The organism is Nonlabens sp. (assembly GCF_039941875.1).
In the GTDB taxonomy this organism is placed as follows: Bacteria; Bacteroidota; Bacteroidia; order Flavobacteriales; family Flavobacteriaceae; genus Nonlabens.
Genome location: NZ_JBDVDQ010000004.1, coordinates 121435 through 135264 on the forward strand (window position 1 = coordinate 121435; position 13830 = coordinate 135264).

The 13830-nt window shown below is 34.6% G+C and carries 15 protein-coding genes; 8 read left to right on the forward strand and 7 right to left on the reverse strand.

The window, feature by feature from the left end:
* The first annotated feature begins 2 nt into the window (after window positions 1-2).
* From ABJF08_RS03610 to ABJF08_RS03635, 6 genes are all read left to right on the forward strand, one after another.
* Window positions 3-458: a GNAT family N-acetyltransferase gene (locus ABJF08_RS03610; protein ID WP_348114678.1), complete on the forward strand. Its 456-nt coding sequence runs from the start codon at window positions 3-5 to the stop codon at window positions 456-458.
* Entirely contained in the window at window positions 455-1144 is a 690-nt protein-coding gene (locus ABJF08_RS03615) for a M15 family metallopeptidase (RefSeq protein ID WP_348114679.1), read from the forward strand. Before ABJF08_RS03610 ends, ABJF08_RS03615 begins: the two co-directional genes overlap by 4 nt.
* A 34-nt stretch (window positions 1145-1178) precedes the next feature.
* The gene (locus tag ABJF08_RS03620) at window positions 1179-1949 is read left to right on the forward strand and encodes a M48 family metalloprotease (protein ID WP_348114680.1); all 771 of its coding nucleotides are present in this window, start codon (window positions 1179-1181) and stop codon (window positions 1947-1949) included.
* Window positions 1950-2058: 109 nt separating this feature from the next.
* A complete protein-coding gene (locus ABJF08_RS03625) occupies window positions 2059-2838 on the forward strand; it encodes a hypothetical protein (RefSeq protein ID WP_348114681.1) in 780 nt (259 codons plus the stop codon).
* 22 nt (window positions 2839-2860) lie between these two features.
* A complete protein-coding gene (locus ABJF08_RS03630) occupies window positions 2861-3511 on the forward strand; it encodes a hypothetical protein (RefSeq protein ID WP_348114682.1) in 651 nt (216 codons plus the stop codon).
* 14 nt (window positions 3512-3525) lie between these two features.
* Entirely contained in the window at window positions 3526-3936 is a 411-nt protein-coding gene (locus tag ABJF08_RS03635; RefSeq protein ID WP_348114683.1) for a hypothetical protein, read from the forward strand.
* Between the two features lie 76 nt (window positions 3937-4012).
* Here ABJF08_RS03635 and ABJF08_RS03640 read toward each other — a convergent pair whose 3' ends face one another.
* Window positions 4013-4951: a mevalonate kinase gene (locus ABJF08_RS03640; protein ID WP_348114684.1), complete on the reverse strand. Its 939-nt coding sequence runs from the start codon at window positions 4949-4951 to the stop codon at window positions 4013-4015.
* Window positions 4952-4960: 9 nt separating this feature from the next.
* Window positions 4961-6016 carry a diphosphomevalonate decarboxylase gene (gene mvaD, locus ABJF08_RS03645; RefSeq protein ID WP_348114685.1) on the reverse strand — a complete coding sequence of 352 codons (1056 nt, stop codon included), beginning with the start codon at window positions 6014-6016 and terminating at the stop codon, window positions 4961-4963.
* Between the two features lie 172 nt (window positions 6017-6188).
* On the opposite strand from mvaD, the gene ABJF08_RS03650 reads away from it, so the two are divergent.
* Together ABJF08_RS03650 and ABJF08_RS03655 are read left to right on the forward strand one after the other, a co-directional pair.
* Window positions 6189-7442 (forward strand): ABC transporter permease, encoded by a 1254-nt coding sequence (locus tag ABJF08_RS03650; RefSeq protein WP_348114686.1) that lies wholly within the window; start codon window positions 6189-6191, stop codon window positions 7440-7442.
* 219 nt (window positions 7443-7661) lie between these two features.
* Complete coding sequence (locus ABJF08_RS03655) at window positions 7662-8666, forward strand: pseudouridine synthase (protein ID WP_348114688.1); 1005 nt, start codon at window positions 7662-7664, stop codon at window positions 8664-8666.
* 321 nt (window positions 8667-8987) lie between these two features.
* Here ABJF08_RS03655 and ABJF08_RS03660 read toward each other — a convergent pair whose 3' ends face one another.
* The 5 genes from ABJF08_RS03660 to ABJF08_RS03680 form a co-directional block, all read right to left on the reverse strand.
* A complete protein-coding gene (locus tag ABJF08_RS03660) occupies window positions 8988-9284 on the reverse strand; it encodes a DUF4870 domain-containing protein (RefSeq protein ID WP_348114689.1) in 297 nt (98 codons plus the stop codon).
* A 274-nt stretch (window positions 9285-9558) separates the two neighbouring features.
* Entirely contained in the window at window positions 9559-10215 is a 657-nt protein-coding gene (locus tag ABJF08_RS03665) for a peptidoglycan-binding domain-containing protein (RefSeq protein WP_348114690.1), read from the reverse strand.
* A gap of 11 nt (window positions 10216-10226) precedes the next feature.
* On the reverse strand, window positions 10227-11633 hold the full coding sequence (locus ABJF08_RS03670) for a hypothetical protein (protein WP_348114691.1): 1407 nt from the start codon (window positions 11631-11633) through the stop codon (window positions 10227-10229).
* Window positions 11633-13117, reverse strand: a complete 1485-nt coding sequence (locus tag ABJF08_RS03675) for a cellulose synthase family protein (RefSeq protein ID WP_348114692.1) — start codon at window positions 13115-13117, stop codon at window positions 11633-11635. Before ABJF08_RS03675 ends, ABJF08_RS03670 begins: the two co-directional genes overlap by 1 nt.
* Window positions 13114-13815, reverse strand: a complete 702-nt coding sequence (locus ABJF08_RS03680) for a glycosyltransferase family 2 protein (protein ID WP_348114749.1) — start codon at window positions 13813-13815, stop codon at window positions 13114-13116. The genes ABJF08_RS03675 and ABJF08_RS03680 overlap by 4 nt, the downstream gene beginning before the upstream one ends.
* Window positions 13816-13830: the final 15 nt, after the last annotated feature.

The following is a 13830-nucleotide window of genomic DNA, read 5'->3' on the forward strand; positions in this document are numbered from 1 at the left end:
AAATGATTGAAATACTTCCAGTAACCGCGAGAGAAACTTTTACAGTTAGGCAGCCTGTCCTTAGAAAAGGAAGACCTATTGAAGATTGTCACTTTTCTGGAGATGATTTAGGCACTACCTTCCATCTAGGTGCTTTTGAAAAAGACAAGATTATAGGCGTTGCCACCTTTCTCATGAATAAGGATGTACATCTAGAACAGATTAAAGATATTAAACTTCACTATTGCTATCAATTAAGAGGCATGGCCGTTTTAGAAATTGCTCAAGGAAAGGGAATAGGAAAGAAAATACTTAAACGTGCCGAGCAAATTTTAAAAGAGCGTAATATAGAAGTACTATGGTTTAACGCTCGCGTTAACGCAACAGCTTTTTATGAAAAGATGGACTACCAGCTGGTAGGCAACTCATTTGACATTCCTGGTGTAGGAGAACACTATAAAATGATAAAGAAATTATGATACGATTTATATGTTGCCTCTTACTGCTAGTAACTGGCACGACTTCTCAAATAGATAAAAAAGAACTTACCGGACAAACTTCTAACCCTAAAAACCTTCTAGAAAAAGAAACTCAAACTGCCTTTAATTTAATGAAAGTAGCAGCTGCAAAAGACGGCATTAATCTTACGGTGGTTTCTGGTTATAGAAGTTTTAAGCGACAAACTCAAATCTGGAATCGCAAGTATAAAAAGTATGAAGCACAAGGTCTTGAGCCAGACGCTATTTTTGATAAAATTGTAGAATACAGCACTGTTCCAGGCACATCTAGACATCACTGGGGTACTGACATGGATATTATAGATACTAACGCAAAATACACAGGAGACGTACTAGTTCCTTCTAAATTTCATGGGACCGGTCCTTTCTGCAAACTTAAAGACTGGATGGAAAAACACAGTTCAGAGTATGACTTTGAATTGGTTTACACGATGAATGATAACCGCACAGGTTTTAAATATGAGCCGTGGCACTATAGTTATGTTCCGCTTTCGCGAAAGCGATACAAAGACTATCTAACTACCATAGATCTGGTTTCCTTTTTAAGATCAGAGAACATCATGGGAATGGATAAAATAAGTGAAGAACGCATTAATCGTTATCTAGAAGAACACATTAAAGGTATAAACTCTAAATTAAAAGACTGATTTAAGTAAATTAGTAGCTACTAAATCTACCATAATGAAACGCGGAGGAGGAAAAATCAGACTTTTTATAGGGCTTGCCATAGTGGCATTTGCCGTTATAAAATATTGCGGCAGCGCAGAGACTAATGAACATACGGGAGAAAAGCAATATATAGACCTTACTGTAAATGAAGAAATCGCTTTAGGACTGCAAGCCGCGCCCAGTATGATGCAACAACATGGCGGTCTCTATCAAAATCAAGAATATCAAGGTATAGTAGATGCTGTAGGGCAAAAACTAGTACAGAGCAGTATAGGTAAAGGTACCGATTACAGATATGAATTTCACCTACTAGCAGACGAGCGTACGATTAACGCATTTGCCCTACCAGGTGGTCAGTGCTTTATCACCTATGCACTTTATAGCCAGCTAGAAAATGTGGACCAACTTGCTGGAGTTTTAGGACATGAAATAGGTCATGTAGTTGCAAAACACAGCGCCGCTAGAATGAGCCAGCAAGGCCTAGCTCAAGGAGTGATTACAGGTGTAAGTGTAGGAACTGACGGTGGCGGCCAGGCAGCAGAAGCTATAGCACAAATGATCACCATGAAATATGGTCGTGATGACGAGTTGCAAAGCGATCAATTAGGAGTGCAAATGATGTTAGACGCAGATTTTGATCCATACGAAATGATAGGAGTTATGGAAATCCTTAAAGCTGCTGGTGGCCCTAATCGTACACCAGAATTTCAAAGCACACACCCAGATCCTGAAAACAGAATCGAACGCATTAAGGAGGCGATTGAATATTATAAGAAGAGTTAAGAGTTAACAGTTAACAGTTAACAGTTAACAGTTAAGAAAATTAGAAATTCTGATATAATACCGCAATAGAAAAAAGCGGGATTTATCTCGCCCGAAATTACGCATACAAATGAAAAAAATAGCTTTCTATTTAATTGTCATATCTTGCTTATCATCATGTAACCTAGATAATAAAAATGACTCTATAAATTCATTTCTTATTACAAATTTTGATTTTAATACAAGGAATCTAAATACAAAGAAGGCATACTATACTCAATTAAGTATAGAACAGCCTAATGAATATGGGAGCTTTAAATTAAATGACACTATATATAAAGCAATTCAGAGAAAACTAGATAATTCAATCAATCAAAATAAAAAAGTTTCTGATTCTTTACTTTTAGAATATCAAAAATTTATAGACTATTTAGAAACAGCTGTTGAAGCTGACAAAACTTACATGATTGATGATAACATGATAATAAGTGATGACTTAAAAAATAATTCTGAAACTCATGTTTTAATACTAAAAAATAATCTTGCTATTTCTATGTCATATGCATATGAGTACCTGACAAGATATAGAACTTATATTGATGGTATTCACGTACTCGACCATATCGATACCAAAGCCATTGTTAACAATGCCAACAACACTGAAATTATCTTATCATCTGAAATCGCACAACATAATCCATACAATCGTCATGTATTAGTCGATCAATTAACATCAAATAGAAAGAAAGTTGACCTGAAATATGATAGTGTAGGGGATTTTTCTTTTTATAAAATTACTTTAGACTCACTAGAGAATGGAATATATAGCCTAAAGGGTAGGGTTAAATATTACAATCGCGATGGCGAGTTTGAGGTTCCGTTCTCGCAAGAATTTGAAGTAAAACAATAAGATTCAAATAAACTACCACATCATGAACATCATGCTAGAAAGCAACATAAAAATACTTTGGAACAATGCTGGTAAGTGGCAGTTTGAGCCGTATCACTATAATCCAGATCGTTATATTAATCCAGAGGCAAATCTATTTGTCCACAATACATTTAAAACACTAGACTTTATCTATGAAAAAGAGGCTCTAGTATTAGAATTTCCTGATGGTCGTGTAGTAGATATACTAGAAGAATTTATATCTAGCCATGGTAAAAACCTAATAATAAGAGATGGAACTATAAACCAATATGAAGGTACTCGTGACATCATTACTTTTTATGATGAGATGGGATCGATGTTCCGTAAAGATTTGAGAAAATCGTGGCATAAATCTAATGTAGGTCGCAACACCGCTGCCTCTATTCTTGCACACGAGTTTATCCATGCTTATCACGAGCAGTTTGAATACGAATCTTACAGAGCTAGAAAGAATAAGAAATATCCTTTATGGAAGACTAAATTCCCTCATTTTCCTAATGATGAAGAAGTACTGGTTACTACAAATTTAGGTAATCAGGCTATTAGAAAAATAGGTGATGATGAGCGCACACATTATAAACGCAATTACTATCCCACACTAAGTCCTATAACGCTAGAACCAGCCATTCCAGATGGTGATATCATTGCTTAAAACACCCCTTATTTATGAATGAAGAAATTTATATATCTGACTCCTTTGGAGAGTTTAATGTTATTGTAGAAGGTGATGAGCATAGTGTATGGGCCTATGTTTTTGAAAATGTAAACGAAGAATATCAAATTCTCTGTGACGGCTTTATATGCTCTCGTGGTCTTACCGTTCAAAATAATGAAGATGTAAAACAATTCATTGAAAAAGGCTCTCAACCACCTTTAATGGAAGAGTATGCATCTACAGAGGCAATACAAGAAAATCTATTAGCTACAGAGGTCAATATATCCATAAACATGGTAGAGATAATAGTAGAGGTTAAAAACATCCCTTTCTTAAAAATAGATTTTGAACAACTTAAACCATATTCCAAAGCGGTTTCTAAAGACGGCCCGTATGGATTTGCATGGAAAGAAGAGATTTAATGTAAAATCTTAAAGTGCTTTCAAACAAAAAATGCTCAACTTAAAGTTGAGCATTTTTTTTATAAATCGTTATTTCTTAAAAAGAATAAACTACTTCTAGATTATAATCTTCAAGTGTTTTTTCTGCTTTTTCTAGATCTTCTGTAAATCCTAAGATGTAGCCACCACCACCAGAACCGCAAAGTTTCAAGTAATAGTCACCAGTATCTAGACCTTGTTTCCATAAGTCATGAAATTGAGCCGGAATCATAGGTTTAAAATTATCTAACACAACGTGAGATAGTTTTTTTACATTACCAAAAAGTCCTTTTACATCACCACTTAAGAAGTCTTCCACACACATATCTGTGTATTTTACAAACTTATCTTTTAACATAGAACGGAAACCTTCTTGTTTCATGTTCTCCATAAAGATGTTAACCATAGGTGCTGTCTCTCCTACTATTCCAGAATCTAAAAGAAAAACAGCTCCTTTACCTGTCGCAAGTTGCGATGGTATACCAGCTGGCTCTATATCTTCTTTAGAATTGATAAGAATCGGTAAACTTAAATAAGAATTTAATGGATCTAGTCCTGAACTCTTACCATGAAAGAAACTTTCTATCTGACCAAAAATATCTTTTAAGATCAATAACTTTTCTCTAGTTAGATTCTCTAAAACTGTAATCTTCTCTATCGCATACTTATCGTAAACAGCAGCAACTAGAGCACCGCTACTACCTACTCCATACCCTTGTGGTATACTGGAGTCAAAATACATTCCAGCATTCACATCATTCATAAAACTAGCGATATCAAACTTAGGAAAGTTTTCATCAGTTTCTTGAAGTGATTCAATATGCCTCGCTAGGCGTTCTAGGTTCTTATTAGATTGAGCAGCTGTATCAGTTAATGCGTCACTTATTTTTAACGCTCCCTTATAAAAGTTATAAGGAATCGAGAGACCTTTTGAGTCTTTAATAATGCCGTATTCTCCAAAGAGTAAAATCTTAGAATAAAATAAAGGTCCTTTCATATGACTAATTTAGCACTTTTTTGCTCCTGTGCCTATCTGATCACAAATATAATGAGAGTTTTGGCAATATTGCGTCAATTTGTTGTTAATCAGTCCATCGACAGCTGCTTTATGCTCGCTAGGGTACAACATATGTACGTTTGCTCCAGCATCTAGTGTAAAACAGACAGGTATTTGCGTATCTTTTCTAAATTTCCAGATCTCCTCGATTATCGACAGCGTATTAGGCTTCATGAGTATAAAATAAGGATGAGAGGTCATCATCATCGCATGTAAAGTAAGCGCTTCACTTTCTGTTATTTTAATGAAAGTAGCTAGATCGCCATCTTTTAACGCCTTTTTTAATATCGTTAAATTACTTTGTGCTTGCTCAAATCTTGCACTAGCATAAGCATGGTCATTCATTAAATCATGACCTACTGTAGAACTTACCACCTTCTCACCTTTGTCTACTAACAATATTGTATCATGAAAATCTTGAAAAACAGGATGCAATAAATCACTTTTATCGATTCCATAAAGGTTAGAACTGTTATCAGTATCTACATGCTCGCCCCATAAAACAGCTGCACCTTGCAGGCTACGACAGGCACTACCAGAACCTAAACGAGATAAAAAAGACATTTTATGGTAATCTAAAGATGTACCTGTAAGCTGGCTCTCAAAATCCATTACACAAGCACTAAGCGCAGCCATGCTACTCGCACTACTCGCTATTCCAGAACTGTGCGGGAATGTATTGTGTGTATCGATATCAAATTTATAGCTTTTAATCCATGGACAATAGCTAGAAATACGTTCAAAATAGGCTTTGATTTTAGGAGCAAATTCTGGCTTATCTACACCATCATAACTTATACTAAAACCATGAGTTCCCTTACTCGCATTAACGCTAGTAATAGTACGACAGGCATCGAGAGTAAAACTTATAGAAGGATTTGCCGGTTGTTGTACACCGTGTTTTCCCCAGTATTTAACTAGTGCAATATTAGAGGGTGCTTGCCATTTTGTAGACAGCGATTCCTTTAATTCTACTTGATCTGTAAGTTTAAAATTCTCTTCCAATTGTCGATAGTATTTAAGATGCAAAGATAAGTCACCTTGTGCGTTTAGAAGTTATTTGAGGTTCCGCTTTCGCGAAAGCGGAATTAAATCCAACAATTTTGTAACAAATTAGGTTCTTTTTTGTCCAATGAGAAAGCGTATTTTTAACCTGCTTAAAATTTAAAGTCAATCCATGCTCATCTATCTAAGAGTTTTAAAAGAAAGTTTCTTTTTTGCCATGAATGCATTGCGCACAAATTTGCTGCGTACTTTTCTATCTCTTCTAGGTGTGACTATTGGGATATTTTCTATCATAGGCGTTCTAGCAGCCATAGATTCTCTAGAAAATGAAATTACCGACGGCCTAAGTTCGCTAGATATTTCTACTATATATGTATTGAATAGATCCTTCGGTCCTACAGAATTAGAGCGTTATGAATATGAAAAGTTCCCTAATGTTTCTTATGACGAGTACCAGATGCTACAACGTAGTATGGATGACATAGATGCGATTACTTACACGGTTTTTGCCTCTCCAGAAAACATTAAATATGAAGATAAAACAGCTACCGGTGTAAGCATCACTCCAGGTACAGAATCTTTTTATGATATAGAAAATCTTAAATTAAAGGAAGGACGTTTCTTTAATGGAGCAGAATCTAATAGTGGTAGTCCAGTGGCAGTAATAGGTAGCGAGGTTGCCTCTAGTCTATTCGGAGATAGTGATCCGATAGGTAAACGTGTTAGATTATATGGGAATAAATTTACTATAATAGGTGTGTTAGAAAAAGAAGGTCAGGGAATTATGGGGCCTTCTAAGGATGGTAGTGCTTATGTGCCAGTTAATTTTGTACGTAAAATTTATGGTGACAATAATAAAAACAGAACCGCTGCTCTTATTTTAAAACCTAAAAAAGGAGTAGATCAAGATGAATTTATCGCAACCTTTGAACAGCAACTACGTTCTTACAGAGGTTTAAAACCTGATGAAATCACTAATTTCTTTATCAATCCTTTAAAAGGCTTTGCAGATTTAATAGACCAGGTTACAAGTGTATTAACTTTTATAGGGGTCATTATAGCAGGTTTTTCTATGCTGGTAGGTGGCTTTGGTATTGCAAACATCATGTTTGTAAGTGTCAAAGAGCGTACGAATTTAATAGGTATTCAAAAATCTCTGGGTGCCAAAAGACGTTTTATCCTATCTCAATTCTTATTTGAATCTATTATCCTAGCACTTTTTGGCGGTCTTTTCGGACTATTATTTGTTTGGCTAGGAACCTTGCTAGCAAATGCCATGGCCGAAGATTTCACCTTTGTACTTTCTTCATATAATGTACTTTTAGGTACAAGTGTAAGTGCCGGTATAGGTTTAGTGGCAGGTATCATACCTGCTTTTATCGCAGCAAGACTAGATCCTGTAGAAGCTATAAGAACAGGAATGTAGATTCTAACTTTATATTATTTTATCAAGAAGAATAGGTTATACGACATTTACACTTCAATTATCTATACATATGTTCGTTAAATAACATGAGAGTCTCATGTTAAAAAAGATTGATTTTCATGTTTTTATCTAGGCAATTTAAGATCATTTAAAGACGTAAGAAATAGTCTATTATAATTTGGATTTCATGTTGATATCCAAATAACTAAAAGTCTATCTTTGCAAAAAATTTTTAATACGATGAGTAGAGGTAACGAAGGATCAAAAAGTAAAGGTAGCGGTCGCCGTGATGGCAAAAGCGCTGGTGCTTCAAAAGGTAATGATAGACGTAATGACAGACCATATAGCGATAAGGGGAAATCTTCATCTCGTGGTAAAAAGTCTGACGAGCGTCCTACTACTCGTGGTGGTAAAAATCAGGTAGTAGGAACATCTCGTTCTGGAAAACCTGTTACTAAAAAAGAATACATAGATCGTAAAAAAGCAGAAAGTTTTACTAAAAGAAAGACAGACAAAGCAGGTACGAGACTTAATAAGTACATCGCAAATTCTGGTTTATGTAGTCGTCGTGATGCAGATATTTATATAAAAGCTGGTAGTGTAAGTGTAAACGGTAAACCTGTAGTAGAAATGGGTTATCAGGTAATGCCTGGCGATGAAGTCCGTTTTGACGATAGGCCTATACAACCATCTAAAAAGGAATATTTTATTCTTAATAAACCTAAAGGATTTAACTCACCTCGTAAAGGAGAACGTTCTAGTAGAACAGTTCTAGACCTTATGGAGAGTGCGAGTCCTAACAGTCTGCACTTTGTAGGTAGATTAGGTAGAGCATCTCTAGGTATCATGTTATTTACTAACGATCTTGAGTTAGCTAACAAACTGAACAATCCTAAACAAAAACTACGTAAAATTTATCAAGTTGCCTTAGACCGTAGCTTTAAGCATGAAGATTTAATGCAGTTACGTAACGGTATTTTAATCGATCGCGAACCGGTTGAGATCAAAGAAATAAACTACGTAGAGAACGGTAAGAATAACGAAGTAGGAATTGAGATCCACAGTGGTAAAGATAATATTGTACAGCGTGTATTTGAAGCTGTAGGTTATGAGATAAAAGTTTTAGACCGTGTCGTTTTAGGTGGTCTTACTAAGAAAGATTTACCTCGTGGTCATTACCGTAAACTTAAAGATCAAGAAGTGATTAATTTAAAGATGATCTAATAGATTATTTAGTAAATCGTTAACTTTTATTGAGTCCTACTTTATAGAATTAAATGATTGCCTAAGCTATAATAATTTTATGGCTGATGTGGATAATTTAAAACACCGTAGGACTGACTAGTATGAGGTGAGTAGAAAGCAGGCTTAGCCTAAAATAAAAAAGGGTTTCTTATAAAGAATAAGAAACCCTTTTTTATTTAATCATAGCAATAATACTAGGAAAGGTGAATTGTTTACCACGAAAATTTGCAACAGCAAAAATGATGGCTGCTATGACGTTCAAAACACCCAAAGCCAATACAATCTCTAAAAAGTTTGAAATTAAAAAACTTCTTTATCAAGAATATTTAATATTAATACTGAAACAAAGATTATAAATCCAATGGTTTGAAAAACGATTTGAAAATTCAATAGCTTCGCTCCTATTCTTTGAAGTCCTTGTATTTTGCCTTTTTTAGTTAGCCATAATATTAGTGGCAAAATGATATTTCCAATAGGTATAAACATGCCCGCAAGAACAGACAAATGAAAAAACATTAAAAACTGTCGGTCTTCGTGTTTTCCGCAATCCAATAACTCTTCAATATTAATTACTAGTGTTTCACAAATGAGCTGCAAGGTTTTACCACGCGGTTCGTTTTCATTATTCTCGATACGTTGTATGGTTCGTAAACTGACTTGAGAATCTGTAGCAAGCTCTTGTTAAGACATACCTTTTTTGAGACGTATTTCTCTGATTTTAGTACCTACTAGGTTCATATGTTTAACGATCTCAAATTAGTGAAACAAATCTAAGAATGAAGTCGTTTGAAGGACAAATTATACTACTGACTTGTTTACGTCACTCTTACGACAATAATGTAAAATTACTGACATACAGTACTTTAAAAAACTACTTTAATAAAGCCTCAAAAGTTAGCACATCTATTTTCCCATCTGGGAAAAGATTGTTTTTTGATTCAAAATTGGCCAGCGCTTCCATAGTAGCTTTTGCAAAAACACCATCTAATTCAATGGAATATCCTTTTGAAATCAATACTTTTTGAATTTCAAAAATCAGCACGTTTTTTACTCCTATGCGTTGACTATTTTCCCAATGATTATTATAGAGTTGCTTCATTAAGCTCTTTTGTCCTATAGTTTTGATTTTTTCAGGACTACTGTGATTATTTTCAAAATCGATAATCTGTTGATTGTTCCATCCTTTAGATTTATACCTTGCAGACTGTGCTAGTTTTTGCTCTAGATAAGAAACACGCGCAAGTTTTTGAGCATACTTTTCTACAGCGAGTGTTGTTTCTAAATCATCTTCTTCTGGTAATCTTACATCTATGTCGTTTGCCGTCCATTGAAGTTTAACATAAGAATTAAGGTCTTGAATAGCTGCATGGTAATCAATCACTACCGAGGAGTCATGGTAGTCTTTATCGATAACAACCTCTGTTTGATAATGGTATTCAGGTGCGTGGAATCTATCCCAATCTTTATAAAAATCGTAAGATACAAAGCCCAGGATACACAGTAATAAGAATATAATGATAGGTTTCATGGTTAAAGGTTTTACGGCACATCAATAGGTCGTGTGTTGTTGAGAGAAACCCTATTGTTGTACAAATCAAAAATAAACATTATTAAGACTAAAACGTACTCTATAGTGAGTAGCAAGCTACTTTCTGCAAAGTCTGGATTTGAATAAGCGTAATAAGTTAAAAATATCGTAAAACTCCATACCAACATAAAACGATACTTTGTAAAAATAGAGAACAGCAACGGTATAGTTAAATACCAAGGATGTACCGTAGTAGAAAACATTAAATATGTGAAAAAGGAAAACATGATACTTGAAATAAGTATTTCTGGAATTTCATTTTTACGAATAAAACTAATAAGGATAATAATGAAAAAGGTAAACAATGGTAAGATTTTACCTGCTGTCTCTATAATATTGTAACCTGTTATCTTGAAACCTACATATCTAACTAAGTAATAGATACTACCATTAAATTCAAACTTACCGAACCATAACCCTACCGAAGCAGCGTAGTTATCTAACAATTGTTGAGATACAAAAAGACTAAATCCTGCTATTACAATCACTAAAACCGAAAAGTAATAAACTAATGCTTTTTTAAACTTTAATCTCCTTAAAAGTAACGGAAGCGCCATAACTGGCAACAATTTCAAAAGTATTCCACAGCCCATAAGAAGCATGCTTTGTATTCTTTGCGCTTTTAATAAATGATAAATAGCAGCCAGTAGAAAAAAGGCCATCATACCTTCCCAATGCAAGTTACCAGTAAGTTCTATAATTGTAAAAGGGTTGAGGTAATACAAAGCAATGAGCCACTCTGACTTACCCAACAAGCGTAAAAGTTTAATACCATAAATAAATATACCTACATCTGCAAGAATTAAGAATACGCGCATCCACACAATACTTGCTAGAATGCTATCACCACCTAACCATGAGGCTGCGGCAAAGAATAACTGATTTAAAGGTGGATAATTTGTATACAAACCACTAGAGAGTTCTCCCATAGAAGCATGTAAAAAAGAGGCATTTGGGATATGCGTTGCTCCAGAAGCTATAACATCATCTGGTAAGTATAAATAAGGGTTAAAACCATTAATTAATTGATGTCCATCCCATATGAATCTAAAAAAATCTTGTGAAAGATGTGGCGTATTATCAATTAATAAAAACCTTAACAACAGTCCGATTAAAAACACCCCACCTAGTAATGGCATTCCGTAAAAACGTTTTCCTATAAAACTAGGTAAGAGTTTAAGATCTTTTTTAGCCGCTATATCCAGAACATAAATTAAAGCTCCAAATGCAGCAAACAACAATACGTAAATAGTAAGCAAACTAGAAAACTCTTTGCGTTCTATGGAAAAAAATATTCCGTAAAGAACAGCATTGATTATGGTTAAAATGCCTAGAGCATTACTTAACCGGCGTTCCATTATTGTTTATCTGTTAAACTACGGAAGAATACAAATCCAAAACCAACAGTAAGCATTAAGTGAAAAGGAAACAGTCCGAAATCTGGCTCGGTCCCCACTACAAAGGCAGAATACATACCAAAAGCGAAATACAACATTAAAATCCCTTCTATAATAACATGCGGACTGATTTTTTTACGGAGGTATTTATTTTTTTTCCAATTTCCTCCCATTGCTTTTAAGTTAAACTTAGGAGTACGTACAAATTCACTGCGCTTACCTGCGTGACCTTCTAATACTGCTATAGAATTATGAAAAGAGAATCCCATCGCAATAGAGAAGAATGTAAAGAACATACCTATGTATGATATGAAATTTTTAACACCACTACCATAAGTCTTCTTATACATGTACCAATAGCATATAAAAAATATGATGGTACTAATTACGAAGAAACTCATAACGATAAAATACTCACGTAAATGACCGTATTCATTCTTAATATACAGCATAGGTATACTAAGAATACCTACTATAAGTACATTAAGAAACATCGTACTATTTAACAAGTGAAGTACACCATGCATTTTAGATTTAAAAGACATCTCTGAAGAAACTACTCTTTTAAACATTTTTCTAAAATTCTCTGCTCCACCTTTATTCCATCTAAACTGTTGCGATCTAGCAGCACTTATAACTATAGGTAACTCTGCAGGAGTAGTTACATGTTCTAGGTATTTAAACTTCCAGTTTTTTAATTGTGCTCTATAACTTAAATCTAGATCTTCAGTTAAAGTATCACCTTCCCAGTTCCCTGCATCATAAATAGTCTCTTTGCGCCATACACCAGCGGTTCCATTAAAATTAATGAAATGTCCTTTAGAATTACGACCTACTTGCTCTAAGGTAAAGTGAGCATCTAGTGCAAATGCTTGTATTTGAGTAAGAATAGAATAATCACGATTAAGATGTGCCCATCGCGTTTGCACCACTCCTATTTCTGAATCTTTAAAATAAGGAATAGTTTTATACAGCCAGTTTGCATCTGGTAAAAAATCTGCATCAAATATGGCTATTAAATCACCTTTAGCGATAGCTAGACCTTCTTTTAAGGCACCTGCTTTAAATCCGCTGCGATCTGTTCTTGTGATATGAACTATATCGAGACCTGTCGCTGCTAGTCTATTTACATGTGCCGCTGTAGTTTCTACCGTCTCATCGGTAGAGTCGTCTAGCACCTGTATTTCTAATTTTTCTCTAGGGTATTCTATTAAAGCTATATTATCTAGCAATCTATCCATTACATATGCTTCATTAAACACAGGCAATTGAATAGTTACATAAGGCACCTCTTCAGGATTCTTAAGATCTAATAAAGGAGAGTTATCTACTATTTTTTGTGCTCTTACATAGTTAATTAATAAATTAAGCTGTGCAAAAGCATAGAATAAAATCAAAATCAACGATATAGAATAAACTACTATACATATCCACTCTAAAATCATTTTTTAAAACCGTATTTGAAAATCCATGTCAAAATTTTAACGCCTGCAAAGATAGCACCTTTAACCGTACCTGATACCTTTGAAACACCTATTCTATTGCGGTATTTCATAGAAACTTCAGTGTAAGTAAAACTTTTCTTTAAAGCCTTGAGCTGCATCTCTACGGTCCATCCATACGTACGGTCTTCCATTTTAAGCTCTAAAAGCTTATCATACTTAATCGCTCTAAAAGGTCCTAGATCTGTAAAACGAGAGTTAAAGAACAATCGCATTAAACTAGTTGCCAGCCAGTTTCCGAATATTTGAGGTCCGGTCATAGAACCAGCTTCTCTTAATTCTTTAACTCGAGAACCTATAACAAAATCTATATCTTTATCTATTATAGGTGACACCAACTCTACCAGTTGTTCTGGATAATCACTATAATCTCCATCTAGAAATACGATAATATCTGTAGGCTCAGGTAATGAAGCGACATAATCCATTCCTTTTAAACATGCATTTCCATAGCCTGGTGTAGATTCTTCTACCACCGTAGCACCAGCATCACGAGCGTTTATTACCGTGTCATCGCTAGAATTATTACTACATACGATTATCTCAGTAACCATAGAAGGCACTGCTTTTATGACTAGAGGTATAGAATCTGCCTCGTTATAGGCAGGTATAATAACTCTTATAATAGGATTTGTTTTCAGAACAGGAAGTTTAAA

Coding starts and splice junctions, on each gene's coding strand:
- ABJF08_RS03610 (WP_348114678.1), top strand. CDS start 3: ATGATTGAAATACTTCCAGTAACCGCGAGAGAAACTTTTACAGTTAGG.
- ABJF08_RS03615 (WP_348114679.1), top strand. CDS start 455: ATGATACGATTTATATGTTGCCTCTTACTGCTAGTAACTGGCACGACT.
- ABJF08_RS03620 (WP_348114680.1), top strand. CDS start 1,179: ATGAAACGCGGAGGAGGAAAAATCAGACTTTTTATAGGGCTTGCCATA.
- ABJF08_RS03625 (WP_348114681.1), top strand. CDS start 2,059: ATGAAAAAAATAGCTTTCTATTTAATTGTCATATCTTGCTTATCATCA.
- ABJF08_RS03630 (WP_348114682.1), top strand. CDS start 2,861: ATGAACATCATGCTAGAAAGCAACATAAAAATACTTTGGAACAATGCT.
- ABJF08_RS03635 (WP_348114683.1), top strand. CDS start 3,526: ATGAATGAAGAAATTTATATATCTGACTCCTTTGGAGAGTTTAATGTT.
- ABJF08_RS03640 (WP_348114684.1), bottom strand. CDS start 4,951: ATGAAAGGACCTTTATTTTATTCTAAGATTTTACTCTTTGGAGAATAC.
- ABJF08_RS03650 (WP_348114686.1), top strand. CDS start 6,189: ATGCTCATCTATCTAAGAGTTTTAAAAGAAAGTTTCTTTTTTGCCATG.
- ABJF08_RS03665 (WP_348114690.1), bottom strand. CDS start 10,215: ATGAAACCTATCATTATATTCTTATTACTGTGTATCCTGGGCTTTGTA.
- ABJF08_RS03670 (WP_348114691.1), bottom strand. CDS start 11,633: ATGGAACGCCGGTTAAGTAATGCTCTAGGCATTTTAACCATAATCAAT.
- ABJF08_RS03675 (WP_348114692.1), bottom strand. CDS start 13,117: ATGATTTTAGAGTGGATATGTATAGTAGTTTATTCTATATCGTTGATT.